Consider the following 26,435-nt stretch of genomic DNA (forward strand, 5'->3'; position numbering starts at 1 on the left):
CTTGCGCGGGGCCTTCCCGGCCCTCTAACATGGACCAGGCATCCCGAGTAGACGAACATGGCACTCTTCGACATTCTGGGCGGCGAGTTCATCGAGGTCATCGAATGGACCGACGACACCCGCGACACGATGGTCTGGCGCTTTCCCACCGTCGGCAACGCGATCAAGTACGGCGCCAAGCTGACCGTCCGCGAGGGCCAGGCCGCCGTCTTCATCCATGAAGGGCAACTGGCCGATACGTTCGGACCGGGTCTCTACATGCTGGAAACGAACAACCTGCCGGTCCTGACGCGGTTGCAGCACTGGGACCACGGCTTTCGCAGTCCCTTCAAGTCGGAAATCTATTTCGTCAGCACGACCCGCTTCAACGACCTGAAATGGGGCACCAAGAACCCGATCATGGCCCGCGACCCGGAATTCGGCCCGGTCCGCCTGCGCGCCTTCGGCACCTATTCGCTGCGCGTGACCGACCCCGCCCGCTTCATGACCGAGATCGTCGGCACCGACGGCGAATTCACCCGCGACGAGATCACCTTCCAGATCCGCAACGTGATCGTGCAGGAATTCTCGCGCGTGATCGCGGGATCGGGGATCCCGGTGCTGGACATGGCGGCCAACACCGGCGACCTGGGCCGCCTGGTGGCCACGGCGATCGAGCCGACGATTGCCGCCTATGGCCTGACCATCCCGGAATTCTATATCGAAAACATCAGCCTGCCGCAGGAAGTCGAGAAGATGCTGGACAAGCGGACCTCCATGGGCATCCTGGGCGACCTGGACCGCTTCGGCCAGTATGCGTCGGCCGAGGCGATGGTGAATGCCAGCCAGAACCCCGGCGCCGCCGGTGCGGGCATGGGGGCTGCCATGGGCGCGGCGCTTGGCGCGGGCATGGCGAACCGTCCTGCCGTCGGCCCTTGGGGCAGCGTCCCGCAGGCCGGTGCCGCGACCTCGCCGCCCGTCCCGCCAAAGACGGATGCGATCTGGCATGTCGCGCTGAACGGCGAGGCGCAGGGACCCTATGACCGCACACACCTGGAACGTCTTGCGACCGAGGGGCGGGTGATGCGCGACACGCTGGTCTGGACGCCCGGCCAGGACGGCTGGCGCAAGGCGGGCGAGGTCGCGGACCTTGCCCCCATCTTCCCCTCCATGCCGCCGCCCCTGCCCGGCTGATCCATGCCCACGCCCCAGGCCGAACACCGCTATCCCTGCGAACAATGCGGGGCCAGCCTGCGCTTTCTGCCGGGCCAGCAGGTGCTGGTCTGCGACTGGTGCGGGCACCGCCAGGCCATCGGCGACGGTCCTGCCCGCGCCCCGGCCCGCCAGTCCGGCGGCGGGGCCGAGGGCGAGGACGCGATCCTTTCCGATCCCGAAACCGGCCGCGCCCTGCAATGGGATGCGGGGCACAAGTCGCCGGAACTGGTCGAGATTCCGCTGGAACAGGGCCTGCGCCTGGACGCCGGGTCCGATCTTGCCGCGACCGTCCGCCTGCTGTCCTGCCCCAATTGCGGCGCGCAGATCGAGATCGGCGACACCACCCATTCCAGCGCCTGCCCCTTTTGCGCCACCCCCGTCGTCACCGACACCGGCACCAGCCGCAAGATCAAGCCGCAGGGCGTCCTGCCCTTTCGCCTGACCGAGGATCAGGCCCACAAGGCGATGCAGGACTGGCTGGGAAAGCTGTGGTTCGCCCCATCCGGCCTGACCGCCTATGCCCGGCGGGGGCGCCGGATGCGCGGCGTCTATTCGCCTTTCTGGACCTTCGACGCGCGCACGAGGTCGGACTATGTCGGCCAGCGCGGCGATTACTACTATGAAACCGTTTATGTCACCCAGCAGGTCAACGGCCGCAGCCAGCAGGTCGCCCGCCAGATCCGCCGCACGCGCTGGCGGCCCGCTGCGGGCCAGGTGGCGCGGGATTTCAACGACGTGCTGGTGCTGGCCTCGGCCTCGCTGCCGCGCAAGTTCTCGGACGGGTTGACGCCGTGGGACCTGTCGCACCTGCGGAGCTATCGTCCCGACTATCTGGCTGGGCTTGAGGCCGAGGCCTATACGATCCCTCTGGCCGAAGGCCACAAGATCGCCCGGGCCGAGATGGAAGGCGTGATCCTGAACGACGCCCGCCGCGACATCGGCGGCGACGAACAGCGGGTGGACCAGATCCACACCGACTACCGGGACGAGACCTTCAAGCACATCCTCCTGCCGGTCTGGACCGCCGCTTATCGCTATAACGGGAAAAGCTATCGTTTCGTGGTCAACGGGCAGTCGGGGCGCGTCGTGGGCGAACGCCCCTGGTCCGCCTGGAAAATCGCCGCTGCGGTGATCGCCGCTCTGGTTGCGCTAGCGGCTTTCCTGTATGGGGCCGATGCAGGGGGCTATATCGACCTGGACGCCGTCTTGCAGGGTCAGGATATCGTCATCCAGGGCTATTGAGAGGGGGGGATGATGATCCTGTGCGCGGGCGAATCGCTGATCGACATGGTGCCGCAGGACGGCGCCTTCCGGCCCCTCGCGGGCGGATCGGTCTATAACACCGCCATCGCGCTTGGCCGCCTGGGCGAACCCGTGGCCTATCTGTGGCCCATCAGCCGCGACCCCTTTGGCGAGGTTCTGCTGCGCCCGCTGACCGAGGCCGGGGTAAACACCGACCTTTGCCCCCGCACCGACCGGCTGACGACGTTGGCGCTGGTCACGCTGACCGGGGGCGAGGCGCGCTATTCCTTCTATGATGAAGGCTCGGCGGGGCGGATGCTGGCGCCCGCCGACCTGCCTGTCCTGCCTGATAGGATCCAGGCGCTGTTCGCGGGCGGCATCAGCCTGGTCCCCGACCCTTGCGGCGCGGCCATCGAGGCGCTGGTCGAACGGGATGGCGACCGCCTGCCGGTCATGCTGGACCCGAACATCCGGCCCTTCTTCATCACCGACGCCCAGGCCTATCGCACCCGCCTGTCGCGGCTGATCGCGCGCGCCGATATCGTCAAGCTGTCCGGCGACGACCTGGAATGGCTGTATCCCGACCTGCCACCCGAAGATGCGGCCCGCCACGTGCTGGCCCAGGGACCGCGGCTGGTGCTGCAAACGGGCGGCGCGGCGGGGGCACGGGCGCATTGGGCGGGCGAGACCGTCGCGGCCCCGGCCGTCCGCACGACCGTTGCCGACACCATCGGCGCGGGCGACACGTTCAACGCGGGCGTCTTGGCCAGCCTGCGCCGCCAAGGGGTGTTGTCGAAGGCGGGTCTGGCCGCGATCACCGCCGACGGGATCGCCGCTGCCCTGACGCTTGGCGCGCAGGCCGCCGCCGTCACCGTGTCGCGCCCCGGCGCAAACCCGCCCTGGGCGCACGAAATGACCGCCCTTTCCGATGGACGCACAGGGGGCTAGAACCATCCCATGGACATTCTGGACAAGATCAAGGCCTACAAGCTGGACGAGATCGCCACCGCCAAGGCCGCGCGTCCGCTCGCCGATGTCGAGGCCGCCGCCCGCGCCGCCTCGGCCCCGCGCGGCTTCGCGCAGGCACTGACGCGGAAGGCCGCGACCGGCGCCGCGCTGATTGCCGAGATCAAGAAGGCCAGCCCCTCCAAGGGCCTGATCCGGCCTGACTTCGATCCTCCGGCCTTGGCGCGCGCCTATGAGGCGGGCGGGGCCGCCTGCCTGTCGGTCCTGACCGATGCGCCCAGTTTCCAGGGCGCGCCCGCCTTCCTGACCGCCGCGCGCGAGGCCTGTTCGCTGCCGGTCCTGCGCAAGGACTTCCTTTACGACACCTATCAGGTGGCCGAGGCGCGGTCCTGGGGCGCGGACTGCATCCTGATCATCATGGCCTCGGTCGATGATGCCCTTGCGGCGGAGCTGGAGGACGCGGCCTTCCACTGGGGCATGGACGCGCTGATCGAGGTCCACGATGCCGCCGAACTGGACCGGGCGCTGCGGCTGAAGTCGTCCCTGATGGGGATAAACAACCGTAATCTCAAGACGTTCGAACTTTCTCTTGATGTGACGCGCGAACTTGCGCCGCGTGTTCCGGCAGATCGGGACATCGTCTGCGAAAGCGGGCTGTTCACCGCCGACGACCTGACCGCAATGATGCAGGTGGGGGCGCGTCGGTTCCTGATCGGCGAAAGCCTGATGCGGCAGGCCGACGTGACCGCAGCCACCCGCCGGATCCTGGACGTGGCGGCATGAGCCTGACCCATTTCGACGCCTCGGGCCAGGCCCACATGGTCGATGTCTCGGACAAGGCTGTGACGACCCGAGAGGCCGTGGCGCAGGGCTGCGTCGTGATGACGGCAGAAACGCTGGCGCTGGCGCAAGGCGGGGCGAAAAAGGGCGATGTGCTGGGCGTGGCGCGCCTGGCGGGGATCATGGCGGCCAAGCGGACGGCGGACCTGATTCCGCTGTGCCATCCGCTGCCCATCAGCAAGGTGTCCCTGGACTTTGAACCCGACACCGCCCTGCCCGGCATCCGCGTCACCGCGACCGTGCGCACGACCGGCCAGACCGGGGTCGAGATGGAGGCGCTGACCGCCGTCTCGGTCGCCTGCCTGACCATCTATGACATGCTGAAAGCCGCCGAGAAGTCGATGGTCTTGCAGGACATCCGGCTTCTCAGGAAAAGCGGCGGAAAGTCAGGGGATTACGAGGAAAACGCATGATTTCGGTTCAACAGGCGCTGGAGCAGGTTCTGGGCCTTGCGCATCCCGTCGCAAGCGAACTGATCCCGATTGCCGAGGCCGTGGGCCGCGTCCTGGCGGAACCTGCCGTGTCCCGCATCACGCAGCCGCCCTTCGACGCCTCGGCTATGGACGGCTATGCCGTTCGGACGGCGGACATGGACCAGCCCCTGACCGTCATCGGAGAGGCTGCGGCGGGCCGCCCCTGGAATGGTCAGGCGGCGCCCGGCACTGCCGTTCGCATCTTCACCGGCGCAGCGGTTCCGCCGGGCTATGACCGCGTCGTCATGCAGGAACATGTGGTCCGTGACGGAAACCGGGTGCGGATCACGGATCGCTCCAGCGGCGCCAATATCCGCAAGGCGGGCGACGATTTTCAACAGAGCGACCGCTTTGCCCCGGCGCGCAGGCTGACCGCATCCGACATCGGCCTGCTTGCCGCGATGAACATTCCGGTCGTCGCCGTCGCCAAGCGTCCCCGAGTCGCGATCCTGGCCGGCGGGGACGAACTGGTGGCCCCCGGAACGCAGCCCCTGCCGGGCCAGATCGTCAGTTCCAACGACCTCGCCATTGCGGCGCTTGTGCGCGATGCCGGGGCCGATCCCCTGGTCCTGCCGATCGCCCGCGACACCGAGGAAAGCTTGCGCGCGGGTTTCGCCGCCGCCTCGGGCGCCGATCTGCTGGTCACCATCGGAGGCGCCTCGGTCGGCGATCATGATCTGGTCGGCAAGGTCGCGGCGGATCTTGGCCTTCAGCGCGCCTTCTACAAGATCGCGATGCGGCCGGGCAAGCCGCTGATGGCGGGCCGGCTTGCCGACATGCCGATGATCGGGCTTCCGGGAAACCCTGTTTCGGCAATGGTTTGCGGCCTCTTGTTCGTAGAACCTCTCATTGCTGCGATGCAGGGGCTTCGCCCTGTCCACAAGCTGGCAAAGGCAAGGCTTGCCGTCGAAATGCAGGCCGAGGGCGACCGGCAGCACTATCTGCGCGCGACCCTGGAGGATGGCGAGGATCTGCCGCTGATCCGCCCGTTTTCCAGCCAGGATTCGGCGCGATTGTCGCTGATGGCGCAGGCCGACGCCCTGCTGGTCCGTCTGCCGAACGATCCGCCCCGCCGTGCTGGAGACATCGTCAGCTTTCTGCCCCTTCGTGGCTGACGATTAACGAAGTTTTCAGTTTCCCCTGTTCTGTTCGTTGACGCGATTCTGCTTTTGCGATAGAACAGATACGGAACAAGAAGATGCCGGGGATTGACGGAATGCTGACCAAGAAGCAAATCCAGTTGCTGGATTTCATCCAAAAGCGCATGGCGCGCGACGGGGTTCCGCCCTCCTTTGACGAGATGAAGGAAGCTCTGGATCTTCGGTCAAAATCCGGCATCCATCGCCTTGTCACCGCGCTGGAAGAACGCGGCTTCATCCGCAGGCTTCCGCATCGCGCCCGCGCCCTGGAAATCGTGCGCCTGCCCGACGCCCTGCTTGGGGCAGCGGAAATGAAGGGTGGCTTTACGCCGCGCGTCATCTCGAACACGCGTCCGCCCCGTCCGCGCGGCGCCATCGCGATTGCGGACAGCCCTGCGGTCGAACTGCCGCTGATGGGCCGCATTGCCGCCGGCGTTCCCATCGAGGCCATTTCCGAGGTGTCGCATCATGTCGCGGTGCCGGGCACCATGCTCAGCGGCCGCGAGCATCACTATGCGCTGGAAGTCCAGGGCGATTCGATGATCGAGGCTGGCATCAACGACGGCGATGTGGTGGTGATCCGAGAGCAGGACACCGCGGAAAACGGCGACATCATCGTGGCCCTGGTCGATGGTCATGAGGCGACTTTGAAGCGTTATCGCCGCCGCGGCGGCATGATTGCGCTTGAGGCCGCGAACCCCGCCTATGAGACGCGCATCCTGCCCGAGGAAAGCGTCCGCATCCAGGGGCGGCTGGTCGGGCTGATCCGCAGCTACTAAGGCGTTCGGTTCGGCAGGCAGGCTTCAGACGCCGTCGAAGAAGCCCGCCCCTGCCCGGCCCAGCAATTCCTCGGCCAGATCGGCGCCCATGATCGCGCCCTCGTCAAGACCGCCTTCCCGATGGCCGCTGATGGCAGCGGATCCGTCGGGCCGCAGGATTTCGCCTCGCAACAGCAGGCGGTCGTCCCGGATCTCGGCCAGGCCGGCGATGGGCGTCTGGCAGGATCCGTCAAGCCGGAGCAGGAAGGCGCGCTCGGCGGTGATGCGATAGCCGGTGTCCGCATGGTGGATTGCGGCCAGCAGGCTTGCCGCGATGGCGTCGCCCTGACGCCGCTCGACCCCGATGGCGCCTTGCGCGACGGCAGGCAGCATCTCGGCCGGGTCGATGGCGTTGCGCGCGACATCACGCATCCCAAGCCGGGAAAGCCCCGCCATCGCCAGGAAGGTCGCGGCCGCCACGCCTTCGTCCAGCTTCTTCATCCGGGTCTGGACGTTGCCCCGGAACTCGACCAGGCGCAGATCCGGACGGCGATGCGCCAGTTGCGCGCGGCGGCGCAGGCTGGAGGTGCCGACCACGGTGCCCGCAGGCAGGTCGGGGATCGAGGCGAAATGCGGGCTGACAAAGGCGTCCCGCACATCCTCGCGCGGCAGAAGGCAGTCGATCACCAGCCCTTCGGGTTGCAGCGTCGGCATGTCCTTCATCGAATGGACCGCGATGTCGATCTGCCCGGCCAGCAGCGCCTCCTCGATCTCGCGCGTGAACAGGCCCTTGCCGCCGATCTCCTTCAGCGGGCGGTCGGTGATCCGGTCGCCGGTCGTCTTGATGACGACGATCTCGAAGGCATCCGTGGGCAGGCCATGCGCGGCGGAAAGGCGGTCCCGCGTCTCGTGCGCCTGCGCAAGCGCCAGCATCGAGCCTCGGGTGCCGATCTTCAGGGGACGGGTGGGGTCGGGCATCTGGGTCATGCCCCCCGCATAGCGACAGGCAGGCTGCTTGACAACGTCCGACGCCTCGCCTTGAAGGGTCCGCAGGAGGCCCCATGACCAAACTTCTGCTGCGCGCCTTGGCCGGCGAAACCCTGCCCGTCCCGCCGATCTGGATGATGCGCCAGGCGGGCCGCTATCTGCCGGAATACCGGGCCACGCGCGCGCAGGCGGGCGATTTCCTGTCGCTGTGCTATAATCCCGATCTTGCGGCCGAGGTGACGTTGCAGCCGATCCGCCGCTTTGGCTTCGACGCGGCGATCCTGTTCGCGGACATCCTGCTGGTGCCGCAGGCGCTTGGGGCGGATCTGTGGTTCGTGACAGGAGAGGGGCCGCGGCTGTCCACGGTGACGACCGCCGACGAGGTCGCAAGGCTGAAGCCCGCGGACCAGATCCACGACCGTCTGGCCCCCGTTTACGAAACAGTGCGCATCCTGGCGCGCGAACTGCCGCGGGACACGGCGCTGATCGGCTTTGCCGGCGCGCCCTGGACGGTGGCGACCTATATGGTGGCAGGCCGCGGCACACCCGACCAGGGACCGGCCCATGCCTTGAAGGACAGGGACCGCGCGGCCTTCACCGCCCTGATCGACCGAATCACCGAGGCCACGATCCTCTATCTGTCGGCGCAGATCGAGGCCGGGGCCGAGGTGGTCAAGCTGTTCGACAGCTGGGCCGGCAGCCTCAAGGGCCAGGATTTCGACGACTTCGCCATTGCCCCCGCCCGGCGCATCATCGCCGCGATGAAAGAGCGTCATCCCCATGTTCCGATCATCGCTTTCCCGCGAGAGGCGGGCGAGCGTTACATCGGCTTTGCCCGCGCGACCGGGGCGGATTGCGTCGCGCTGGACAACTCGGTCGGCGCGGACTGGGCGGCGCGCCATGTGCAGGCGGACGGCTGCGTGCAGGGCAATCTGGATCCGCGGCATATGGTCACGGGCGGGCCGGATCTGGTGGCCGAGGCGCAGCGGATCACGCGGGCCTTCCGGGGCGGACCGCATATCTTCAACCTGGGCCACGGGATCACGCCCGATGCCGATCCCGAAAACGTCGCCCTGATGATAAAGGCCGTACGCGGCGCATGATCTGGGTCGCGGCCACGCTGATCGCGGCCACGGCGCAGACCGCCCGGAACGCCGCGCAGGCGGGGCTGACACGAGAGGTCGGCACCCTGGGGGCCACGGCCGTCCGCTTCGTCTTTGGCTTCCCCTTCGCCGCCTTGGCGCTGGTCGCGGCATCGGCCTGGGTGCCTTTGCCGACGCCTGGCCTTCAGGTGATCGGCTGGGCCGCGCTTGGCGCGCTGGCGCAGATCGCCGCGACCGCCTTCATGCTGATGACCATGCGCGACAAGGGCTTTGGCGTCGCGACCGCGCTGATGAAGACCGAACCCGTGACGCTGGCCCTGGTCGGTGCCCTTGTCTTGGCCGAGCCGCTCGGCCCCGCCCGGTTGGCCGCCATCGGCCTGGCGACGCTGGGGGTCGTTCTTGCCTCGGGCGCAAGCTGGGGCCGCGCGGGGTGGGGTGCGGTGGGAACCGGCATCCTGTCGGGCGCGCTGTTCGGCCTGTCGGCCCTCGGCTTTCGCGGCGCCCTGCTGGCCCTGCCCGATGGCGGCCATGTGGTTCGCGCCATCACCGTCCTGACCATCACCCTGGGGCTGCAGGCCGCGATCATGCTGGCCTGGCTTGCGCTTCGGGACCGGGCCGCGCTGCGGGCCATCGCGGCGCAGTGGCGCATATCCGTCGGCGCCGGCGCCTTGGGGGCCTTCGCCTCGCTGTTCTGGTTCATCGGCTTTGCCCTGACCCCGGCCGCCAATGTCCGCACGCTGGCCCTGGTCGAGGTCGTGATGGCGCAGGTTCTGTCGGGCCGGGTCTTTCGCCAAAGCGTCAGGCCCGTGCAACTGATCGGCATGGCGCTGATCCTGGCGGGGGTCGGCTGGCTGCTGGCGGTCGCAGCCTAGACCCACTTCGCCAGCGGCGGCAGGCTCATCAGCACGGCGTCGGCATTGTGGCCGGTTTCCAGCCCGAACTTCGTCCCCCGGTCATAGACGAGGTTGTATTCCGCATAAAGCCCGCGATGGATCAGTTGCGCATCGCGGTCCGCGTCCGACCAGGGCTGCCCCATCCGCGCCTGCGCCAGCGGCAGGAAGGCGGGCAGGAACGCCTCGCCCACGGCGTGGGTAAAGTCGAAATCCGCTTGCCAGTCGCCGGTGTTCAGGTCGTCGAAGAAGATGCCGCCGACACCCCGCGCGCGCCCCCGGTGCGGGATGAAGAAGTATTCGTCGGCCCAGGCCTTGAAGCGGTCATAGTAATCGGCGCCATGCCCGCCGCAGGCGGCCCGCAGGGTGGCGTGGAAATGGGCCGTGTCGTCGGCATATTCGATGCAGGGGTTCAGGTCCGCCCCGCCTCCGAACCACCAGGCGCCGGGCGTCCAGAACATCCGCGTGTTCATGTGGACGGCGGGCGCGTGGGGGTTCTGCATATGCGCGACCAGGCTGATGCCGCTGGCCCAGAAGCGGGGATCCGTGTCGATCCCCGGCACCCCGCGGGACGCCATCGCCGCCTGCGCGCGGGGGGCCAGGGTGCCATGAACCTCGGACCAGTTGACGCCGACTTTTTCAAACACGCGGCCGCCGCGCAGGACCGACATCAGCCCGCCGCCGCCGTCGCCCTCGCGCAGGGTCGGGGTCACGGTGAACCGGCCTGCAGGGGCGGCGCCGGGGCCTTGGTCCTCCAGCCCCTCGAAGGCCGCGACGATGCGGTCGCGAAGCGCGCGGAACCAGGTGGCGGCGGTATGGCGTTCGTGGTCCACAAGCATCTCCAAACTTGATTTGCCAGCCTGAACGCGCCGGGCTAGCATTCGTTACCCGCTGTAATGAGACCCGCCATGAGCCGCAACTCTGCCCTTGCCGCAATCGTCACCCTGCCGCTGCTTGTGGCGGCCTGCGGCACGCCGCAGGAACGCTGCATCAGCCAGAACACCAGCGAATACCGCACCGTCAGCCGCCTGCTGGCCGAGGTCGAGGGTAATCTGGCGCGCGGCTATGCCTGGGAGGAACGGCAGGTCGTGCGCGACCGCCTGACGCAATGCCGGACCTATGTCCGCGACGACAAGGGCCGCGCCGTGGTTGCCTATGAGCCGTGCTGGCGGGATTACGTCGATACCGAACGCTATCGCGTTCCCATCGACCCTGCGGCCGAACAGCGCAAGCGCGACAACCTGGCCGCGCGCGCCGCCGTGCTGGGCAACCGGGCAGCATCGGTCGTGCAAGCCTGCCGCGCCGCCTTCCCCGAAGAGCAGGGCTGACCCTCAGACCGTCTGCACCGCCACTCGGTCGGCCAGGCTGCGGCCCCCGTCCACGGTGAGGATCTGGCCCGTCACGAAGCGCGAGGCATCGCTGGCCAGATACATCACCGTGTCCACCAGTTCGTCGGCGGGCGCGATGCGGCCCATGGGGGTGGCGGCAACGATCCGGTCGCGCAATTCCGGCTTTTCGCGCAGCGATTCCTTCAATTCGTGCGACATGACGCTGCCGAAGCGCACGCCGTTCACGCGGATCCGGTGGGGCGCCAGCGCCAGCGCCATGCCCCGCGTCGCCTGTTCCTGCGCGGCATAGGCGATGGAATAGCCCAGCATGGTGGGCACCGGATGCTGCGCGGCCAGCGTGGACAGGTTGACGATGGCGCCCGCCGACCCAGACTCGGGCGCTTCCTCGGCCTGCCGGATCATGCGCTTGGCGACGATCTGCGTCATGCGCAGGCCCGCCATCATGTTTTCGCGCAGCAGCTGTTCCAGCACGTCGGGATCGGTGTCCAGCGGGTCCGAGGCCTTGACCAGCCGATGCGCGTTGACCAGGATGTCCACCCGGTCAAAGGCATCCAGCGTCGCCGACAGCAGGTTCGCCGTGGCGAGCCGTTCCGACATCCGCCCCGCGAAGCTGCGCACATGCGGGTCGCGTTCGTCGTAATCCGACATGGCGACGGTCAGCGCCGCCTCGTCCGCGTCGGCGAACATCACGTTGGCGCCGCGTTCGACGAACTGGCGGGCAATCGCCATGCCGATTCCGCGTCCGGCGCCCGTGACGATGGCCGTCTTGCCCCCGACACCACCGCCCATCAGCGCCGCCCCTTGCGCGCGGCGCCCCGGGCGGCGGCGGTCGCCTCGAAGACCTTGAAGCGGGTGTCGCCGCTGATCTCGCGGACCTGCCCGAAGTGCTGCGCCAGGACCGTTTCATAAGGCAGGTGCCGATTCGCGACCATCCACAACCGCCCTGCCCCGGTCAGCAGCCGGGCCGCCGCCGCGATGAAGTCCCCGCCGATCCGCGGGTCCGCCGCGCGGCCATCGTGGAACGGCGGGTTCATGATGACGCCGTTCACGGGCTCCTTCAGCGTGAAATCCCGTGCATCGGCCCAATGGAACTGCGCGCGCGGGTCGCGGATGTTGTCGCGGGCCGAGTCCAGGGCGGCATGATCGCCCTCGACCAGATGGAGGATCTCGATCCCCGGGCGGTCCAGCGCCTGCGCCGACAGCCATCCCCATCCCGCGCCCAGATCGACGACACGGGTCGGCATCCGGTCCGGCAGCGCCGCCGCCAGCATGGCCGATCCGGGATCGACCCCGTCTGCCGAAAAGACGCCCGGACGGGTCACGAAGCCCGGCGCGATCTCTTGCGGGCGGGCGGTCCAGTCGGGGGGCAGCCAGTCGCCCCCGGGGATCGTCACGCGGAAGATCTTGCCATGCGCCTTGCTGTGGACCTCGTCCACCGGTGCCAGGGCGCGCAGATCCTTCAGCATGGAATCGATGCCGTCGGTCTTTTGCCCGTCGATCCACAGCGCCGAACCGGGCTGCAGGCGCGCGGCGGCATCGGCGATGCGCGCGCGCCCTTGCGCCTTGGCGCGGGACAGCACGACCAGCGCGGCGTCAAAGCGGCCCTCGACCTGGGGCGCGACATGAAAGCCGCGCGCGGACAGGGCCTGGTGATCCGGGAAATTGCCCTGCTGGACCTGCGTGCGGGCGGGATCCAGCGGCGACAGGTCGTCGCCGCCCCGCGCGCCGATCACGAGAAAATCGCCTCCGGGATGACCATCCGGAAGCGCGAGAGCCAAGCGAGTCACTGTCACTGTTATTCTTTTTCCATGGTGCATTGCAGCGGATGCTGCTGCCGCCGCGCCAGTTCCATCACCTGCGCGACCTTCGTTTCGGCAACCTCGTGCGAGAAGACGCCCACGACCGCCACGCCCTTGCGATGGACGGTCAGCATGATCTCGATCGCCTGGGCATGGGTCATGTTGAACAGCCGTTCCAGCACATGGACCACGAATTCCATCGGCGTGAAATCGTCGTTCAGCATCAGGACCTTGTACATCGGCGGCCGTTGCGTCCGGGTGCGCGGCTTCGTGACCAGTTCGATCTGGTCGTCGGGTCCGTCGCCGTCTGTCATCCAGTGCGCCATGCTGTCCAGTCTGATCGATTATCGCAATACGTGCCTCAATATAGTCGATTTCGCCGCCGATAAAAGCCCGCCCGGACCAACGCAGGCGCAGGAAAATAACGCAAATCGGCGGTTACATGGCAGGGAATGGCGTGCTATTATCCGGTTGTTAAGCAATGGCATGCGACAAACGACATGCCGCCAGAGGCAGAGAGACCGCGACAGTGATCCGAATTTCCCAGACAGCCCGGCTGTGGGCTATCCTCTTGCTGGCCGTCCTGGCCCCGGCAAGCCTGTCGGCCGCCCCCTTCGCCGCCTATGTCATCGACGCGCGCACGGGCCAGCCGATCTACAAGCAGAACGAGGATACGCGGCTGCATCCCGCGTCCCTGACCAAGATGATGACGCTGTACATGGCCTTTACCGCGATCGAACGCGGACAGGTCCGGCTGGATTCGCAGTTCCCGGTGTCCACCAATGCCGCGTCCGAACCGCCGTCCAAGCTGGGCCTGAAGGCGGGCCAGCGGATCGAGCTGCGCTATCTGATCCGCGCCGCCGCGATCAAGTCGGCCAACGACGCCGCGACCACGATCGGCGAAGGTCTTGCCGGGTCCGAGGCGGCGTTTGCCCAGCAGATGACCCAGATGGCCCGCGCCATCGGCATGACCAACAGCCACTTCCAGAACGCCCACGGGCTGACGCAGGAAGGGCATTACTCGACCGCCCACGACATGACCATCCTGGGGCGGCGGCTGTTCTATGATTTTCCGCAGTATTACAACATCTTCTCGCGCCGCTCGGCGGATGCGGGGATCGCGCAGGTCGCCTCGACCAACAAGCGGTTCCTGGACAGCTACCAGGGCGCGGACGGGATCAAGACGGGCTATACCCGGGCCGCGGGCTTCAACCTGACCGCCTCGGCGCAGCGCGGCAACAAGCGGCTGGTGGCGACCGTGCTGGGCGGCACCTCGACCGCGCATCGCAACCAGGTGATGGCGCAGCTGCTGGACGCGGGCTTCAGCCGCGTGCCGAACCGCGTCCGCGAGGTCCGCCCCGAGGCGCCTCGCCTGCTGGCGACCCGCGTCGTACGCCGCGCCCAGGTCGAGCCGTCGGTCGCGGCGACGCAGCCCGATCCGCAGCGGCTGGTGCTGACGGCCTCTGCCCCTCCGGCGCGCCTCAGCCGGCCTGCGGCGGCCTCGACAGCCGCCGTGGTTCCCGCAGCAGAACCCGAGGCCGTGCGTCGGACCGAGCCTGTCGCGACCGGCGGTCTGACGCTGGCGGCCAGCGCCCGTCCCGTCAGCCGCCGCGCCGCCGCACCGGCAGAAGTCGCCGCTGCACCGGCAGCGGCCGAGCCTGCGGCACCATCGGCCAGCCTCGTGGCGCCGGTCCTGTCGCAATCCGTCCGCCCTGCCCCCGCGCCGCGGTCCCGTTCGGCCAGCACGGCGGCGGCGATCACCAACGCCGGGGCCGAGCCTGAAGCGATCGCCCGCGCCGTGGCCGAGGCCGTGCCGCAGCAGGATGGCACAGCCTCGATGTCGCTGCTGGCCTCGCCCGCGCCGAAACCGCGGTCGGAAACCGTGATCCTTGCCGCCATGGGCGAAGGCGACCTTGCCGAACCCGAGGCGCTGGAAATCGTGTCCCGCCCCGGGGGCAGCGGGCGTGGCTGGGGCGTGACCTTGGGAATGTTCACCTCGAAGACCGAGGCGGAACGGCTGCTGCTGCGCAGCGCGCTGCAGGACGGCGCCGTCCTGGAAGGCGCGGCGCGCCATGTGGCCGACACCAGGCGCGGCTTCCAGCCAAGCTTCGCGAACCTGACAAAGGCCAATGCCGAACTGGTCTGCGAACGCTTCGTCAGCCGGTCGCAGGAATGCCAGGTGGTCGGGAACTGAGCCGGACCGCTGACCGAAATGATAAGGGGCGAGGATCACCTCGCCCCTTTTCTATGTCTCGGCCTGCCTAGTCGGGCCTTGGCCGGTCGTCCCACTTGTCGGACAGGATCCGTTCGGCATCGCCCTTGGGATCCTCGAACTGGCGCGACCGCAGCGCCCAGATGAAGGCGACCAGGCCTGCCGCGCCAAGGCCAAGCGATACGGGGATCAGGATGGACAGGATTTCCATGACCTACTCCTTTCGGTCGCGCAGCCGCAGGGCGTTCAGCGTCACCGTGATCGAGCTGAGCGACATCGCCAGCGCCGCGATCAGCGGCGTCACCATCCCGGCGACCGCCAGCGGCACCGCCACGATGTTATAGGCGATCGAGATCGCGAAGTTTTCGCGGATCCGGCGGGTGGCGCGGCGCGCGGTCTCTACCGCATCGGCCACGGGCGCAAGGTCGTTGCCGGTCAGAACCATGTCGCTGGCGACCCGCGCCGCATCCAGCGCGCTGGCAGGCGAGATCGAGGCATGGGCGCGGGCCAGCGCCGCCGTGTCGTTCAGCCCGTCGCCGACCATCAGGACGCGCGCACCCCGTACTGCAAGATCGGCCACCATGGCCTCTTTCCCGCGCGGATCGACGCCCGCGTGGAAATCACCGATGCCAAGCCGCGCGGCCAGATCGGCCACCGCAGCCTGGCGGTCGCCCGAGATCAGCACGACCCGCAACCGCGCCTTGCGCAGCATCGCCACGCAGTCCGCAGCACCCGGCCGCAATTCGTCGGTGAAGTCCAGCCGGACCGGGGCCTGTCCCTCGACGGCCAGCCAGGTCGCGCTGGTGGGGAGGGTTCCATCATCCTCGCCCACGCCCAGCCAGTCGGCACGGCCCAGCCGGACCATGCGGCCTTGCCAGCGGGCCGAGACGCCGAATCCCGGATGCTCGGTCACGTCGGTGAGGTCGGCAACGGGCTGGTCGGCGAGTGCCTCGGCCAGCGCGCGCGACAGGGGATGGGCGGAAGCCTCGGCCAGGGCGCGGGCCACGGGGCGCAGAACGGGGGTCAACGGATCGGCGGACACCAGCACCGGCCGGCCCATGGTTAGCGTGCCGGTCTTGTCGAAGACCACGGTATCGACCTCGGCCAGGCGTTCCAGGGCGGTGCCGTCCTTGATCAGCAGCCCGCGCCGGAACAGCCGCCCCGAGGCCGCCGTGGCGACCGCCGGGACCGCCAGGCCAAGCGCGCAGGGGCAGGTCACGATCAGCACCGCCGCCGCGATGTTGACGGCCAGCCGCAGATCGCCCGTGGCCCACATCCAGCCCGCGAAGCTGGTCAGCGCCATCACATGCACACTGGGCGAATAGGCCTTGGCGACACGCTCGGCCAACGAGGTATAGCGGCCACGCGCGGATTCGGCCGCCTCGACCAGGGCAGTCAGGCGCGCCAGCGAGGAATCGCGCCCCGCCGCCGTCACGCGCAGGGTCAGGGGGCCGGTCAGGTTCACCTCGCCCGCCGACAGCATCTGGCCGGGCACGGCCAGCACGGGCAGCGTCTCTCCGGTCAGCAGCGCGCGGTCGATCTCGGACCGGCCTTCCACGATCTCGCCATCGGCGGGCACGCGGGCGCCGGGACGGATGCGGATCAGGTCACCCAGGCGCAAGGATGCGATGGGCACGACCTGTTCGGCCCCGTCGATCAGCAGGGTGGCGCGGGGAACCTCGAGCGCGGTCAGTTCGGCTGCGGCGGACCGGGCAATGGCGCGGGTGCGGTGGTCCAGGTAACGGCCGATCAGCAGGAAGAAGCACAGCATGGTCACGCCGTCGAAATAGGCGTGATGTCCCGAATTCATCGTCTCATAGACGGAAATCGCGCTGGCCAGAACCAGCGCCAGCGAAATCGGCACGTCCATGCCAAGGCGGCCAACCCTCAGCGCCGACCAGGCGCTGCGGAAGAAGGGCTGGCCCGCGAAGAACACGGTGGGCAGCGCGATGGCGCCACTGATCCAGTGGAACAGGTCGCGCGTCGCGGCCTCGGCCCCCGACCAGACGGCGACCGACAGGATCATGATGTTCATCATCGCGAAACCCGACACGCCGATGCGCATCAGCAGGTCGCGGCCCTGCCGGTCGGCGGTGGTGGCCGACAGCGCGTCGGGGTCAAGCTCGTGCGCCTCATACCCCACGCCGGCCAGGACCGGGATCAGGTCGTCGGCACTCAGGCCCGGCGCATCCACGGTGACGCGGCGCAGGGTCAGGTTGACGCGGGCGCTGCGCACGCCCGGATGGGCAACTAGGGCGGTTTCCACGTCGGTGATGCAGGTCGCGCAGTGGGCCGAGGGCAGCGACAGGATCAGCGTGCCGTCGGCATGGTCGGCCCGGTCGGCCAGCCGCTGCGCCAGGGGCGCGGCGTCGCAGGCGGGACAGGCGCTAAAGCCCGATGCGGTCAGGTCGGCCATGTCAGTTCACCCTTGCGCCGGCATAATGGTCCAGCCGCTGGCGGAACCGCGTCCCGTCCTCGGCCACGGCCTGGACATGGATGTTCCATGCCCCCGGTTCCAGATCCAGGGGCGCACGATAAACGCCGCCAGCCACGGTGAAGTCGGGCGTCACGTCCGCGCGCTTGTGCGTGGGCCGGCCGACCGTGGCCGTGAGATCGCGCAGGATCGGATGCCGGCCCTGCTTGTCCAGGATCTCGATGGTCAGGTCCGATCCGTCATAGCTGGCCTTGGCGGTCCAGCCCAGACCCTGCTGGGCCTGCCGGTCGCGGTCGAACTCCTGCGAGGCGACATAGCTGTTTTGCACCTCCAGCCCCGGAAAGCTGCCGACGGCCAGGAAGGCCATGACGACATTGACGGCGATGATGACGCCGAATGCGGCCAGCGTGATGATCAGGACGTGGCGGCCCGTCAGTTCCCGTGCCATGTCACTGGCCCTTTCCGTGGAAGATGGTGCCGACGGTCGCGGTGGTGCCGTCGATTTCGTCCCGAACGATCAGGTCCAGCGAGGTCGTTGCGGCCCCGGCCAGTTCCGATCCGGCAGGCGCCGTCACATAGATCCGGCGGCTCAGAGTCTCGTCCGCCGCAACCTCGACCGCGCCCGAGGGGGCGCCCTCGATGGCAACCGCCACGTTCCCGCCGCCTTCCACGTCGAAGCTGAAGGCGCGCGTCTCGTTCTGCTTGTTGCGCAAGCGCACCTCGTAGGTGTTGCGGATCGCGCCGTCGGACATGGTGACGAACAGCGGGTTGCGCACCGGCGAGACGTTGAGGTCCAGCGGCGAGCGGATGAACAGCGCCACGATCAGCCCGACGCCGATGCCGGCCCACAGCGTGAAATACAGCAGCGTGCGGGGCCGCAGGACATGCTTCCAGACGGGCTTCGGCTTGGCCCCGGCGCGTTCGGCGGTTTCGTCCTTCAGCGCCATGTAGTCGATCAGCCCGCGCGGCTTGCCGATCTTGTCCATGATCTCGTCGCAGGCGTCGATGCACAGCGCGCAGGTGATGCATTCCATCTGCTGGCCGTTGCGGATGTCGATGCCCATCGGGCAGACGTTCACGCAGGCCATGCAGTCGATGCAGTCGCCTGCGGAATTCAGCGGGATCGGCCCGCCGACGCCCGTGGGCACGCCCGGATAAGGCACGGGCGGGTATTTGCCGCCTGCAACCGGACCGGCGGCATGGCTGTCAGCCTCGGCCTGGAAGGCCACGGCGGCGGGGCGGTGGCGGACATTGGTCTTGCCGCGCGGCTCGCCCCGCCATTCGCGATAGGCGACGGTCAGCGTGTCCTCGTCCATCATGGCGGCCTGGATGCGCGGCCAGGGGCAGGCATAGATGCAGATCTGCTCGCGCGCGAAGCCGCCGAAGAAGAAGGTCGTCGCCGTCAGGATCGCCATGGTGGTGTAAGCGACAGGGTGGGCCTGGCCGGTCAGCAGGTTGCCCAGCAGCGTCGGCGCATCGGTGAAATAGAAGATCCAGGCCCCGCCGGTCATCAGCGCGATCACCAGCCAGACCGCCCATTTCGCGGCCCGCAGCCGGATTTTCTGCGCGTCCCAGGCCTGGCGGTGCAGGCGGATGCGGGCGTTGCGGTCGCCCTCGATCCAGCGTTCGACCAGGATGAACAGGTCGGTCCAGACCGTCTGCGGGCAGGCATAGCCGCACCACACCCGTCCCAGGGCCGAGGTGAACAGGAACAGCCCCAGTCCCGCCATGACCAGAAGGCCCGCGACGAAATAGAATTCGTGCGGCCAGATCTCGATCCAGAAGAAGAAGAAGCGCCGGTTGGCCAGATCGACCAGGACCGCCTGGTCGGGCATCGACGGTCCCCGGTCCCATCGGATCCACGGCATGATGTAATAGATCGTCAAGGCCACTGCCATGACGATCCACTTGAGGTTCCTGAACCGCCCCTTCACCCGCTTCGGAAAGATGGGTTCCCGCTTGGCGTAAAGGCTGGGGGGGTCCAACTCTTGGCTGGACATGTGAAGAATCGCTCCTGTTTCGCAAGGCCCGGTCTAGACCGGATGCCGGGGCGATTCCTTGACCTGCATCAAATGCAACCGGCCCTTATCCGTGCGGCACCGCGACCTTGCGGCTGTTGGGATGCAGCGCGCGGCCCAGGATATGGGTCGAGCCGTGGACCACATGGGTGGCCGGGCCGACGATCAGCGGGTCGGGCGGCAGGGCGACGGCCGGATCCTTGTCGGGATAGTCCAGCGTCGCCAGGAAATGCCTCATGCAGTTCAGCCGGGCGCGTTTCTTGTCGTTCGACTTGACGATGATCCAGGGCGCGTCGGCGGTGTCGGTATAGAAGAACATCGCCTCCTTCGCCTCGGTATAGTCGTCCCACTTGTCCAAGCTGGCCTCGTCGATGGGCGACAGTTTCCAGCGTTTCAACGGGTCGGTCTGGCGGGCGGTGAAGCGCAGCCGCTGTTCGTCCTGCGTGACCGAGAACCAGTACTTGTAAAGCCGGATCCCCGACCGGACCAGCATCCGCTCGAACTCGGGCGCCTGGCGCATGAATTCCAGATAGTCGCTGGCGGTGCAGAAGCCCATCACCCGCTCGACCCCGGCGCGATTGTACCAGCTGCGGTCGTAAAAGACCATTTCGCCCGAGGTGGGCAGATGCTGGACGTAACGCTGGAAATACCATTGCCCGCGTTCCTCGTCCGTGGGCTTGTTCAGAGCCACCACGCGGGCCGCGCGCGGGTTCAGGTGTTCGTTGAACCGCTTGATCGTGCCGCCCTTTCCGGCGGCATCGCGGCCCTCGAACAGGATCACGAACTTCTGGCCGGTTTCCTGGGTCCAGATCTGCACCTTCAGCAATTCGGCCTGCAGTTCCGCCTTTTCCGCCTCGTATTCCCGGCGGCCCATGCGGTCGCGATAGGGATAGCGGCCGGTCTCGAACGCCTCGCGCACGGCATCGGGACCCGAGGGCCTGGCGCGGCGGGGGCGCGGCGCGCGAACCGGCGGGGGCGCCTCGGCCTGGGGGGCCGGGGTGGCGGCTTCGTTCGCGGGGGCGGTGGGGATGGCAGTCTCGGCAGTGTCGGGGGCGGGGGACAGGATATTGTCCATGGAATGTCCTTCTGCACGGGATTGAACGTCACGAGTCTGACACGTTTCCCGGCCTTCCGCCTTGCGCAGGATCAAGTCATGACGCTTTCCTGCCCCTTGCAGGCGGCATGGCGTCTGTCCGACAGAAGGAGCCTTCCATGCTGACCATCCACGGCGTCACCCGTTCGCGCGCCTCGCGCATCATCTGGCTGTGCCACGAGATCGGGCTGGAGTTCCGGCAGATCCCCGTGATCCAGGCCTATCGCCTGGCCGATCCCGATGCCCCGCACGCAGCCCTGAACACGCATTCCCCGGCCTTCCTGTCGCTGTCGCCCGCAGGCGCGATCCCCGTGATCGAGGACGACGGCCTGGTCCTGTCCGAGTCGCTGGCCGCCACCCTGTATCTGGCGCGCAAGCATGGCGGCGAGATCGGCCCGGCTGATCTGGCCGAGGACGCGCTGATGATGCAGTGGAGCTTTTATGCCGCCACCAGCATCGAGCCTGACGCGCTGACCATCCTGTTCCTGCACGCTCGCTCTCGGCTGCAATCGGGCGAGGACCAGGCCCTTGTCGCCCACGCGGCCGAGCGTCTGGTCCGCCCGCTGAGCGTGGTCGAGGGGCATCTTTCCACCCGCAGGCACCTGATGGGCGACCGCTTCACCGTGGCCGACATCAACATGGCCGAGGTTCTGCGATACGCCCAGGGCTATTGCGAGCTGATGGGCCAGTTCCCCGCAACCATGGCCTGGCTGGAGGCCTGCCAGTCCCGCCCCGCCTTCCGCCAGATGTGGGAAGCACGCCTCGCCGAACCGGAATGAGGGATTGAAATATACATTGCAGTAGGCAATATTCAGGCTGTTAGGAGATCGCCATGACCCGCTTGCTGACGAACCACATCTGCACCATGACCGAATTGCGCGAACCGCATAAGGTTCTTGAACGCTCTGGCGGCAAGCCGGTGGCGATCCTGCGGAATTCGCAGCTTGTCGGCTATCTGGTCCCCGAGGAAGCGACGGACAAGGGGCAGCACCGCCATGCCACGCGCGAGGAAGTGATGGAATCGCTGCGGCGGACCCAGGATCGTGCGCAACCCGTCCTTGATTATCTGCGCGACAAATAGGCCATGAATAATTGGCTGCTGCCCTCGACCGAACTGGTCGAGATGATCCATGATGCCGTTCTGAACGATGGGGAACTGCCCGGCCGGGCGCAGGACAAATCCCTGGACGGAGCCTTGGCGCGGGTCGAGAACCGGCTGGCCTATGGCATGATCGAGGATGTCTTCGATCTGGCGGCGGCTTATGCCATGGCCATCGCCCAGGGTCATTGCTTCAACGATGCGAACAAGCGCACGGCCTTTCGCACGATGCAGGTGGTCCTGGACATGAACGGCGCGAGAGAGCCGGATGTCCCGGATCATGTCATCGGCCAGAAGATCATCGCCCTGGCCCAGGGCCTGATCGACGACGGCGACCTGGCCTGCTGGCTGCGCGACACCGCCTGAACCCTGCGGGACTGGCCTTGGCCCCGCTTGCATGAGATAGTCCCCCCACCAAGAACAAGAGCAGAACCCATGGCCGACGACCTTCTTTCCGCAGTCGATGCGACCGACAGCTATTCCGCGGCCTCGATCGAGGTGCTGGAGGGGTTGGAGCCTGTGCGCAAGCGGCCCGGCATGTATATCGGCGGAACCGACGAACGCGCGCTGCATCACCTGGTGGCGGAAATCCTCGACAACTCGATGGACGAGGCCGTGGCGGGCCATGCCACCCGGATCGAGGTCGAGCTGCTGGCCGATCACAGCGTGGTCGTGCGCGACAACGGCCGCGGCATCCCCATCGACCCGCATCCCAAGTTTCCGGGCAAGTCGGCGTTGGAGGTAATCCTCTGCACCCTGCACGCGGGCGGCAAGTTCTCGGGCGATGCCTACCAGACCTCGGGCGGGTTGCACGGGGTGGGCGCGTCCGTCGTGAACGCGCTGTCGGACGTGATGATCGTGCAGGTCGCGCGGAACAAGGAATTGTTCGAGCAGCGGTTCTCGCGCGGTATTCCGCAGGGACCGGTGGCGCGGATCGGCGCCGCCCCGAACCGGCGCGGGACCACCGTCACCTTCCACGCGGACGAGGAGATCTTCGGCCACCACCGCTTCAAGCCCGCGCGGCTGCTAAAGATGGTCAAGTCCAAGGCCTATCTGTTCAGCGGCGTCGAAATCCGCTGGAAATCGGAAATCGACGACGGCGAAACCCCGCGCGAGGCCACGTTCCATTTCCCCGGCGGCCTGGCCGATTATCTGTCCGAAACGCTGACCGGGGCCAGCACCTATGCCGACCGGCCCTTTGCGGGCAGCGTCGATTTCCGCAGGCAGGGCGCGCCGGGCAAGGTGGACTGGGCGATCAACTGGACGCCCGCGCGCGACGGCTTCATCCAGTCCTATTGCAACACGGTCCCCACGCCCGAGGGCGGCACGCACGAGGCGGGCTTCTGGGCCGCGATCCTGAAGGGCGTGCGCGCCTATGGCGAGCGGATCAACAACAAGAAGGCCGCGAACATCACGCGAGAGGATCTGCTGACCGGCGGCTGCGCGCTTGTGTCCTGCTTCATCCGCGAACCCGAATTCGTGGGCCAGACCAAGGATCGCCTGGCCACGACCGAGGCCGCGCGCCTGGTGGAAAACGCCGTGCGCGACCACTTCGACACCTGGCTGGCCGCGGACACGAAATCGGCGGGCGCGATCCTGGACTTCCTGGTCCTGCGGTCCGAGGAGCGCCTGCGCCGCAGGCAGGAAAAGGAAACCGCCCGCAAGACGGCCACGAAAAAACTGCGCCTGCCCGGCAAGCTGGTCGATTGCAGCGCCACCAGCCGCGAAGGGACCGAACTGTTCATCGTCGAGGGCGACAGCGCGGGCGGCAGCGCCAAGATGGCGCGCGACCGGACCAACCAGGCCCTGCTGCCCTTGCGCGGCAAGATCCTGAACGTGCTGGGCGCGGCGTCGAACAAGATGGGCGCCAACCAGGAAATCAACGATCTTTGCCAAGCTCTTGGCGTCGGTATCGGATCCCGTTTCAACGTCGATGACCTGCGCTATGACAAGGTCATCATCATGACCGACGCCGATGTGGACGGGGCGCATATCGCGTCGCTGCTGATGACCTTCTTCTTCACGCAGATGCGGCCGATGATCGACAAGGGGCACCTGTACCTGGCCTGCCCGCCGCTTTACCGGCTGACGCAGGGGGCGCATCGTATCTATGTCGCGGATGACGCGGAAAAGGAGCGGATGCTGGCCAAGGGTCTGGGCGGCAAGGGCAAGATCGACGTGCAACGCTTCAAGGGCCTAGGCGAGATGGACGCCAAGGACCTGAAGGACACGACGATGAACCCCAGGACGCGCAAGCTGATCCGGGTCAGCATCGACGACGACGAAGGCGGCGAAACCGGCGATCTGGTGGAGCGCCTGATGGGCAAGAAGCCGGAACTGCGCTTCGAGTACATCCAGGAAAACGCCCGCTTTGCCGACGAACTGGACGTGTGACATGCGGCAGTATCACGACGCCTTGCGGACGGTGCTGGACCAGGGGCAGGAAAGCTCTGACCGGACGGGAACTGGCACGATCAGCCATTTCGGGCTGCAATGCCGCTATCCGCTGGCGGACGGCTTTCCGCTGGTCACGACCAAGAAGCTGCACCTCAAGTCGATCATCCACGAACTGCTGTGGTTCCTGTCGGGCGACACGAACATCCGTTACTTGCAGGAAAACGGCGTCTCGATCTGGGACGAATGGGCGGACGAGAACGGCGACCTTGGTCCGGTCTATGGCCGCCAGTGGCGCCATTTCCCCAAGCTGGTGCCCAGCGGGCTGGATGCCGATGGACGCCCGCTGTTCTTCGCGGGCCATGTCGATCAGATCGCCGATCTGGTCGATGCGATCCGCAGGACGCCGGATTCTCGCCGCCTGATCGTGTCGGCCTGGAACCCCGGCGACGTGCCCGACATGGCACTGCCGCCCTGCCATACGCTGTGGCAGGTGCGGATCCTGGCGGGCAAGCTGCATCTGCAACTGTATCAGCGATCGGCGGACATGTTCCTGGGGGTGCCGTTCAACATCGCCTCCTATGCGCTGTTGCAGGTGATGCTGGCACATGTGACCGGGTATCAGCCGGGCGATTTCGTCCATTCCATCGGTGACGCGCATATCTATTCCAACCATCTGGACCAGGTGCGCACCCAGCTTGCGCGGACTCCGAAGCCCCTGCCCCAAATCCGTCTGCGCCGCGACGTGCCGTCGATCTTCGATTTCCGCCATGACGATTTCGAGATCCTGAACTATGACCCCGATCCGGCCATCAAGGCCCCGGTGGCGGTCTGATGCTGACCCTGATCGCGGCCCGCGACCGCAACGGCGCCATCGGCAAGAACAACGACATCCCCTGGCGCGCGCCCGATGATCTGGCCTTCTTCCAGCGCGAAACCACCGGCGGGGCCGTCATCATGGGCCGCCGGACCTGGGACAGCCTGCCGGTCAAGCCGTTGAAGAACCGGTTGAATCTGGTCGTGTCATCGGACCTGACCATTGCCGAGCAGGTCTTCCCCTCGCCCGAGGCGGCGGTCGATCACGCGCATCAATCGGGCCAGCGGCGCGTCTATGGCATCGGCGGAGCGGGCGTCTATCGCGCGCTGCTGCCCCTGGCGGACCGGCTGCTGCTGACCGAGGTGGACCTGGCCGTGCCGGACGCCGACGCGTTCTTTCCGGCTTTCGATGATAGCGACTGGCATTGCCTCGGGTCCGTGCCGCTGCGCCCTGCCGGGCCTGCCTGCGTGCTGTTCGAATACCTGCGCCGCCGCTAGCGCGGTTTGCGCCCCGCCGCCCGTCATGCCAAGCTGCCGGCAATCCGCAAGACAAGGAGATCCCCGTGAATATCCGCTATCTGCACACGATGGTCCGCGTCGCCGACCTGGACAAGACCATGGCCTTTTTCAAGCTGCTGGGGATGGAGGAAACACGCCGCATCGACAACGACAAGGGCCGCTTCACGCTGGTCTTCATGGCCCCGCCCGGCCAGCCGGAATGCCCGGTCGAGCTGACCCACAACTGGGACGGGGACAAAGGCCTGCCCTCGGACAGCCGCCATTTCGGGCACCTGGCCTACCGGGTCGGCAACATCTATGACCTGTGCCGGACGCTGATGGACGCGGGCGTCACCATCAACCGGCCGCCGCGCGACGGGCACATGGCCTTCGTACGCAGCCCCGACAACATCTCGATCGAGCTGTTGCAGGAAGGCGACCCCCTGCCCCCGGCGGAACCCTGGGCCAGCATGGAAAACACCGGCCACTGGTGATCCTGCCGTCGGTCAGTAGATATAGCGGATCTGTTCCAGCCAGAACCGCTCGATCCGGCGGCTTTGCAGGTTCACCTGTTCCAGGGGCGGATCCTCCAGCACGCCGGACATGGCCAGCCCTTCGGCGTGGCGCAGGAACAGGCGGTGGACCATGTCGCGGATCGCCTGGCCTTCGTCGGTCAGCTTCACGCGGACCGAGCGGCGGTCCAGGTCGCTGCGTTCGTGATGGACATAGCCCATCGTCACCAGCTTCTTCAGGTTATAGCTGACATTCGATCCCTGATACATGCCGCGGGACCGCAATTCGCCCGCCGACACCTCGGCCCCGCCGAGGTTATAGAGGATCATCGCCTGGACCGGGGTCAGGTCGTGCTGGCCCAGGCGTTCGAATTCGTCCTTGACCAGATCCAGCATCAGCCGGTGCAGCCGTTCCAGAAGCTGGAGGGATTCCAGATAAGCCTCGGTCGTGTCGGCAAGGTCCGGCAGGGCCTGGACATCGGCTTGGGGGCGCATGTCGCGCGGCGCGGGGGAAATCATGGAATCTCGCGGTCCTGATTTGTTCGTCATGACCGCATCATTGCCCTGAAAATCGAAATCTTCGGTTAAAGCGATGCAACTTCCCCAGGAGATTAGGGAA

29 protein-coding genes are annotated in these 26,435 nt (G+C 67.3%); 18 read left to right on the forward strand and 11 right to left on the reverse strand.

Annotation, left to right across the window (positions count from 1 at the left end; all coding sequences use genetic code 11):
- Positions 1–57 precede the first annotated feature (57 nt).
- The 7 genes from GIY56_RS03815 to lexA all read left to right on the forward strand — a co-directional run bounded on the left by GIY56_RS03815 (position 58) and on the right by lexA (position 6,633).
- Positions 58–1,173 (forward strand): SPFH domain-containing protein, encoded by a 1,116-nt coding sequence (locus tag GIY56_RS03815; protein ID WP_154763500.1) that lies wholly within the window; start codon positions 58–60, stop codon positions 1,171–1,173.
- Between the two features lie 3 nt (positions 1,174–1,176).
- On the forward strand, positions 1,177–2,436 hold the full coding sequence (locus tag GIY56_RS03820) for a zinc ribbon domain-containing protein (protein ID WP_154763501.1): 1,260 nt from the start codon (positions 1,177–1,179) through the stop codon (positions 2,434–2,436).
- Between the two features lie 12 nt (positions 2,437–2,448).
- Positions 2,449–3,384: a carbohydrate kinase family protein gene (locus tag GIY56_RS03825; protein WP_154763887.1), complete on the forward strand. Its 936-nt coding sequence runs from the start codon at positions 2,449–2,451 to the stop codon at positions 3,382–3,384.
- Between the two features lie 9 nt (positions 3,385–3,393).
- Positions 3,394–4,185, forward strand: coding sequence for an indole-3-glycerol phosphate synthase TrpC (gene trpC, locus GIY56_RS03830; protein ID WP_154763502.1), 792 nt, complete (start codon positions 3,394–3,396; stop codon positions 4,183–4,185).
- Positions 4,182–4,655 (forward strand): cyclic pyranopterin monophosphate synthase MoaC, encoded by a 474-nt coding sequence (moaC, locus tag GIY56_RS03835; RefSeq protein WP_154763503.1) that lies wholly within the window; start codon positions 4,182–4,184, stop codon positions 4,653–4,655. Before trpC ends, moaC begins: the two co-directional genes overlap by 4 nt.
- The gene (locus tag GIY56_RS03840; RefSeq protein ID WP_154763504.1) at positions 4,652–5,830 is read left to right on the forward strand and encodes a molybdopterin molybdotransferase MoeA; all 1,179 of its coding nucleotides are present in this window, start codon (positions 4,652–4,654) and stop codon (positions 5,828–5,830) included. Before moaC ends, GIY56_RS03840 begins: the two co-directional genes overlap by 4 nt.
- 101 nt (positions 5,831–5,931) lie before the next feature.
- On the forward strand, positions 5,932–6,633 hold the full coding sequence (gene lexA, locus GIY56_RS03845) for a transcriptional repressor LexA (protein ID WP_154763505.1): 702 nt from the start codon (positions 5,932–5,934) through the stop codon (positions 6,631–6,633).
- A gap of 24 nt (positions 6,634–6,657) precedes the next feature.
- On the opposite strand, the gene hemC is transcribed toward lexA, so the two are convergent.
- Positions 6,658–7,599, reverse strand: coding sequence for a hydroxymethylbilane synthase (hemC, locus tag GIY56_RS03850; RefSeq protein WP_196053539.1), 942 nt, complete (start codon positions 7,597–7,599; stop codon positions 6,658–6,660).
- 74 nt (positions 7,600–7,673) lie between these two features.
- On the opposite strand from hemC, the gene hemE reads away from it, so the two are divergent.
- Together hemE and GIY56_RS03860 are read left to right on the forward strand one after the other, a co-directional pair.
- Positions 7,674–8,702, forward strand: coding sequence for a uroporphyrinogen decarboxylase (hemE, locus tag GIY56_RS03855; protein WP_154763506.1), 1,029 nt, complete (start codon positions 7,674–7,676; stop codon positions 8,700–8,702).
- Entirely contained in the window at positions 8,699–9,574 is an 876-nt protein-coding gene (locus GIY56_RS03860) for a DMT family transporter (protein WP_154763507.1), read from the forward strand. The genes hemE and GIY56_RS03860 overlap by 4 nt, the downstream gene beginning before the upstream one ends.
- On the opposite strand, the gene hemF is transcribed toward GIY56_RS03860, so the two are convergent.
- Positions 9,571–10,431, reverse strand: a complete 861-nt coding sequence (hemF, locus tag GIY56_RS03865) for an oxygen-dependent coproporphyrinogen oxidase (RefSeq protein WP_154763508.1) — start codon at positions 10,429–10,431, stop codon at positions 9,571–9,573. The two genes, GIY56_RS03860 and hemF, sit on opposite strands and share 4 nt — an antisense overlap.
- A 69-nt stretch (positions 10,432–10,500) precedes the next feature.
- Between hemF and GIY56_RS03870 the strand changes: the two genes are divergently transcribed.
- Positions 10,501–10,920, forward strand: a complete 420-nt coding sequence (locus tag GIY56_RS03870) for a hypothetical protein (RefSeq protein ID WP_154763509.1) — start codon at positions 10,501–10,503, stop codon at positions 10,918–10,920.
- Positions 10,921–10,923: 3 nt separating this feature from the next.
- Here GIY56_RS03870 and GIY56_RS03875 read toward each other — a convergent pair whose 3' ends face one another.
- The 3 genes from GIY56_RS03875 to clpS are packed head-to-tail and all read right to left on the reverse strand — an operon-like array spanning position 10,924 to position 13,054.
- Positions 10,924–11,730: an SDR family NAD(P)-dependent oxidoreductase gene (locus GIY56_RS03875; RefSeq protein WP_154763510.1), complete on the reverse strand. Its 807-nt coding sequence runs from the start codon at positions 11,728–11,730 to the stop codon at positions 10,924–10,926.
- Positions 11,730–12,728 carry a class I SAM-dependent methyltransferase gene (locus GIY56_RS03880; protein WP_407946950.1) on the reverse strand — a complete coding sequence of 333 codons (999 nt, stop codon included), beginning with the start codon at positions 12,726–12,728 and terminating at the stop codon, positions 11,730–11,732. The genes GIY56_RS03875 and GIY56_RS03880 overlap by 1 nt, the downstream gene beginning before the upstream one ends.
- An 8-nt stretch (positions 12,729–12,736) precedes the next feature.
- Positions 12,737–13,054 (reverse strand): ATP-dependent Clp protease adapter ClpS, encoded by a 318-nt coding sequence (gene clpS, locus GIY56_RS03885; RefSeq protein ID WP_154763512.1) that lies wholly within the window; start codon positions 13,052–13,054, stop codon positions 12,737–12,739.
- A 215-nt stretch (positions 13,055–13,269) separates the two neighbouring features.
- Between clpS and GIY56_RS03890 the strand changes: the two genes are divergently transcribed.
- Positions 13,270–14,934: a serine hydrolase gene (locus tag GIY56_RS03890; protein WP_328288430.1), complete on the forward strand. Its 1,665-nt coding sequence runs from the start codon at positions 13,270–13,272 to the stop codon at positions 14,932–14,934.
- 67 nt (positions 14,935–15,001) lie between these two features.
- On the opposite strand, the gene ccoS is transcribed toward GIY56_RS03890, so the two are convergent.
- From ccoS to ppk2, 5 genes are all read right to left on the reverse strand, one after another.
- Entirely contained in the window at positions 15,002–15,163 is a 162-nt protein-coding gene (gene ccoS, locus GIY56_RS03895; RefSeq protein WP_154763514.1) for a cbb3-type cytochrome oxidase assembly protein CcoS, read from the reverse strand.
- A 3-nt stretch (positions 15,164–15,166) separates the two neighbouring features.
- A complete protein-coding gene (locus tag GIY56_RS03900) occupies positions 15,167–17,368 on the reverse strand; it encodes a heavy metal translocating P-type ATPase (RefSeq protein WP_154763515.1) in 2,202 nt (733 codons plus the stop codon).
- A gap of 1 nt (position 17,369) precedes the next feature.
- Positions 17,370–17,834, reverse strand: a complete 465-nt coding sequence (locus GIY56_RS03905) for a FixH family protein (protein WP_154763516.1) — start codon at positions 17,832–17,834, stop codon at positions 17,370–17,372.
- Position 17,835: 1 nt separating this feature from the next.
- Positions 17,836–19,386 carry a cytochrome c oxidase accessory protein CcoG gene (ccoG, locus tag GIY56_RS03910; RefSeq protein ID WP_154763517.1) on the reverse strand — a complete coding sequence of 517 codons (1,551 nt, stop codon included), beginning with the start codon at positions 19,384–19,386 and terminating at the stop codon, positions 17,836–17,838.
- An 85-nt stretch (positions 19,387–19,471) separates the two neighbouring features.
- Positions 19,472–20,479 (reverse strand): polyphosphate kinase 2, encoded by a 1,008-nt coding sequence (gene ppk2 / locus GIY56_RS03915; protein WP_154763518.1) that lies wholly within the window; start codon positions 20,477–20,479, stop codon positions 19,472–19,474.
- Positions 20,480–20,616: 137 nt separating this feature from the next.
- Between ppk2 and GIY56_RS03920 the strand changes: the two genes are divergently transcribed.
- From GIY56_RS03920 to GIY56_RS03950, 7 genes are all read left to right on the forward strand, one after another.
- Positions 20,617–21,276: a glutathione S-transferase family protein gene (locus GIY56_RS03920; protein ID WP_154763519.1), complete on the forward strand. Its 660-nt coding sequence runs from the start codon at positions 20,617–20,619 to the stop codon at positions 21,274–21,276.
- A 53-nt stretch (positions 21,277–21,329) separates the two neighbouring features.
- Positions 21,330–21,578 (forward strand): hypothetical protein, encoded by a 249-nt coding sequence (locus GIY56_RS03925; RefSeq protein WP_154763520.1) that lies wholly within the window; start codon positions 21,330–21,332, stop codon positions 21,576–21,578.
- Between the two features lie 3 nt (positions 21,579–21,581).
- Complete coding sequence (locus tag GIY56_RS03930; protein WP_154763521.1) at positions 21,582–21,962, forward strand: type II toxin-antitoxin system death-on-curing family toxin; 381 nt, start codon at positions 21,582–21,584, stop codon at positions 21,960–21,962.
- Between the two features lie 69 nt (positions 21,963–22,031).
- Entirely contained in the window at positions 22,032–23,990 is a 1,959-nt protein-coding gene (parE, locus tag GIY56_RS03935; protein WP_154763522.1) for a DNA topoisomerase IV subunit B, read from the forward strand.
- Between the two features lies 1 nt (position 23,991).
- Complete coding sequence (locus GIY56_RS03940) at positions 23,992–24,825, forward strand: thymidylate synthase (RefSeq protein WP_154763523.1); 834 nt, start codon at positions 23,992–23,994, stop codon at positions 24,823–24,825.
- A complete protein-coding gene (locus tag GIY56_RS03945) occupies positions 24,825–25,304 on the forward strand; it encodes a dihydrofolate reductase (RefSeq protein WP_154763524.1) in 480 nt (159 codons plus the stop codon). The genes GIY56_RS03940 and GIY56_RS03945 overlap by 1 nt, the downstream gene beginning before the upstream one ends.
- 65 nt (positions 25,305–25,369) lie before the next feature.
- Positions 25,370–25,798, forward strand: coding sequence for a VOC family protein (locus GIY56_RS03950; RefSeq protein ID WP_328288431.1), 429 nt, complete (start codon positions 25,370–25,372; stop codon positions 25,796–25,798).
- A 12-nt stretch (positions 25,799–25,810) separates the two neighbouring features.
- On the opposite strand, the gene GIY56_RS03955 is transcribed toward GIY56_RS03950, so the two are convergent.
- A complete protein-coding gene (locus GIY56_RS03955) occupies positions 25,811–26,311 on the reverse strand; it encodes a MarR family winged helix-turn-helix transcriptional regulator (RefSeq protein ID WP_154763890.1) in 501 nt (166 codons plus the stop codon).
- Between the last annotated feature and the right edge of the window lie 124 nt (positions 26,312–26,435).

The organism is Paracoccus lichenicola, from assembly GCF_009708075.1.
In the GTDB taxonomy this organism is placed as follows: Bacteria; Pseudomonadota; Alphaproteobacteria; order Rhodobacterales; family Rhodobacteraceae; genus Paracoccus; species Paracoccus lichenicola.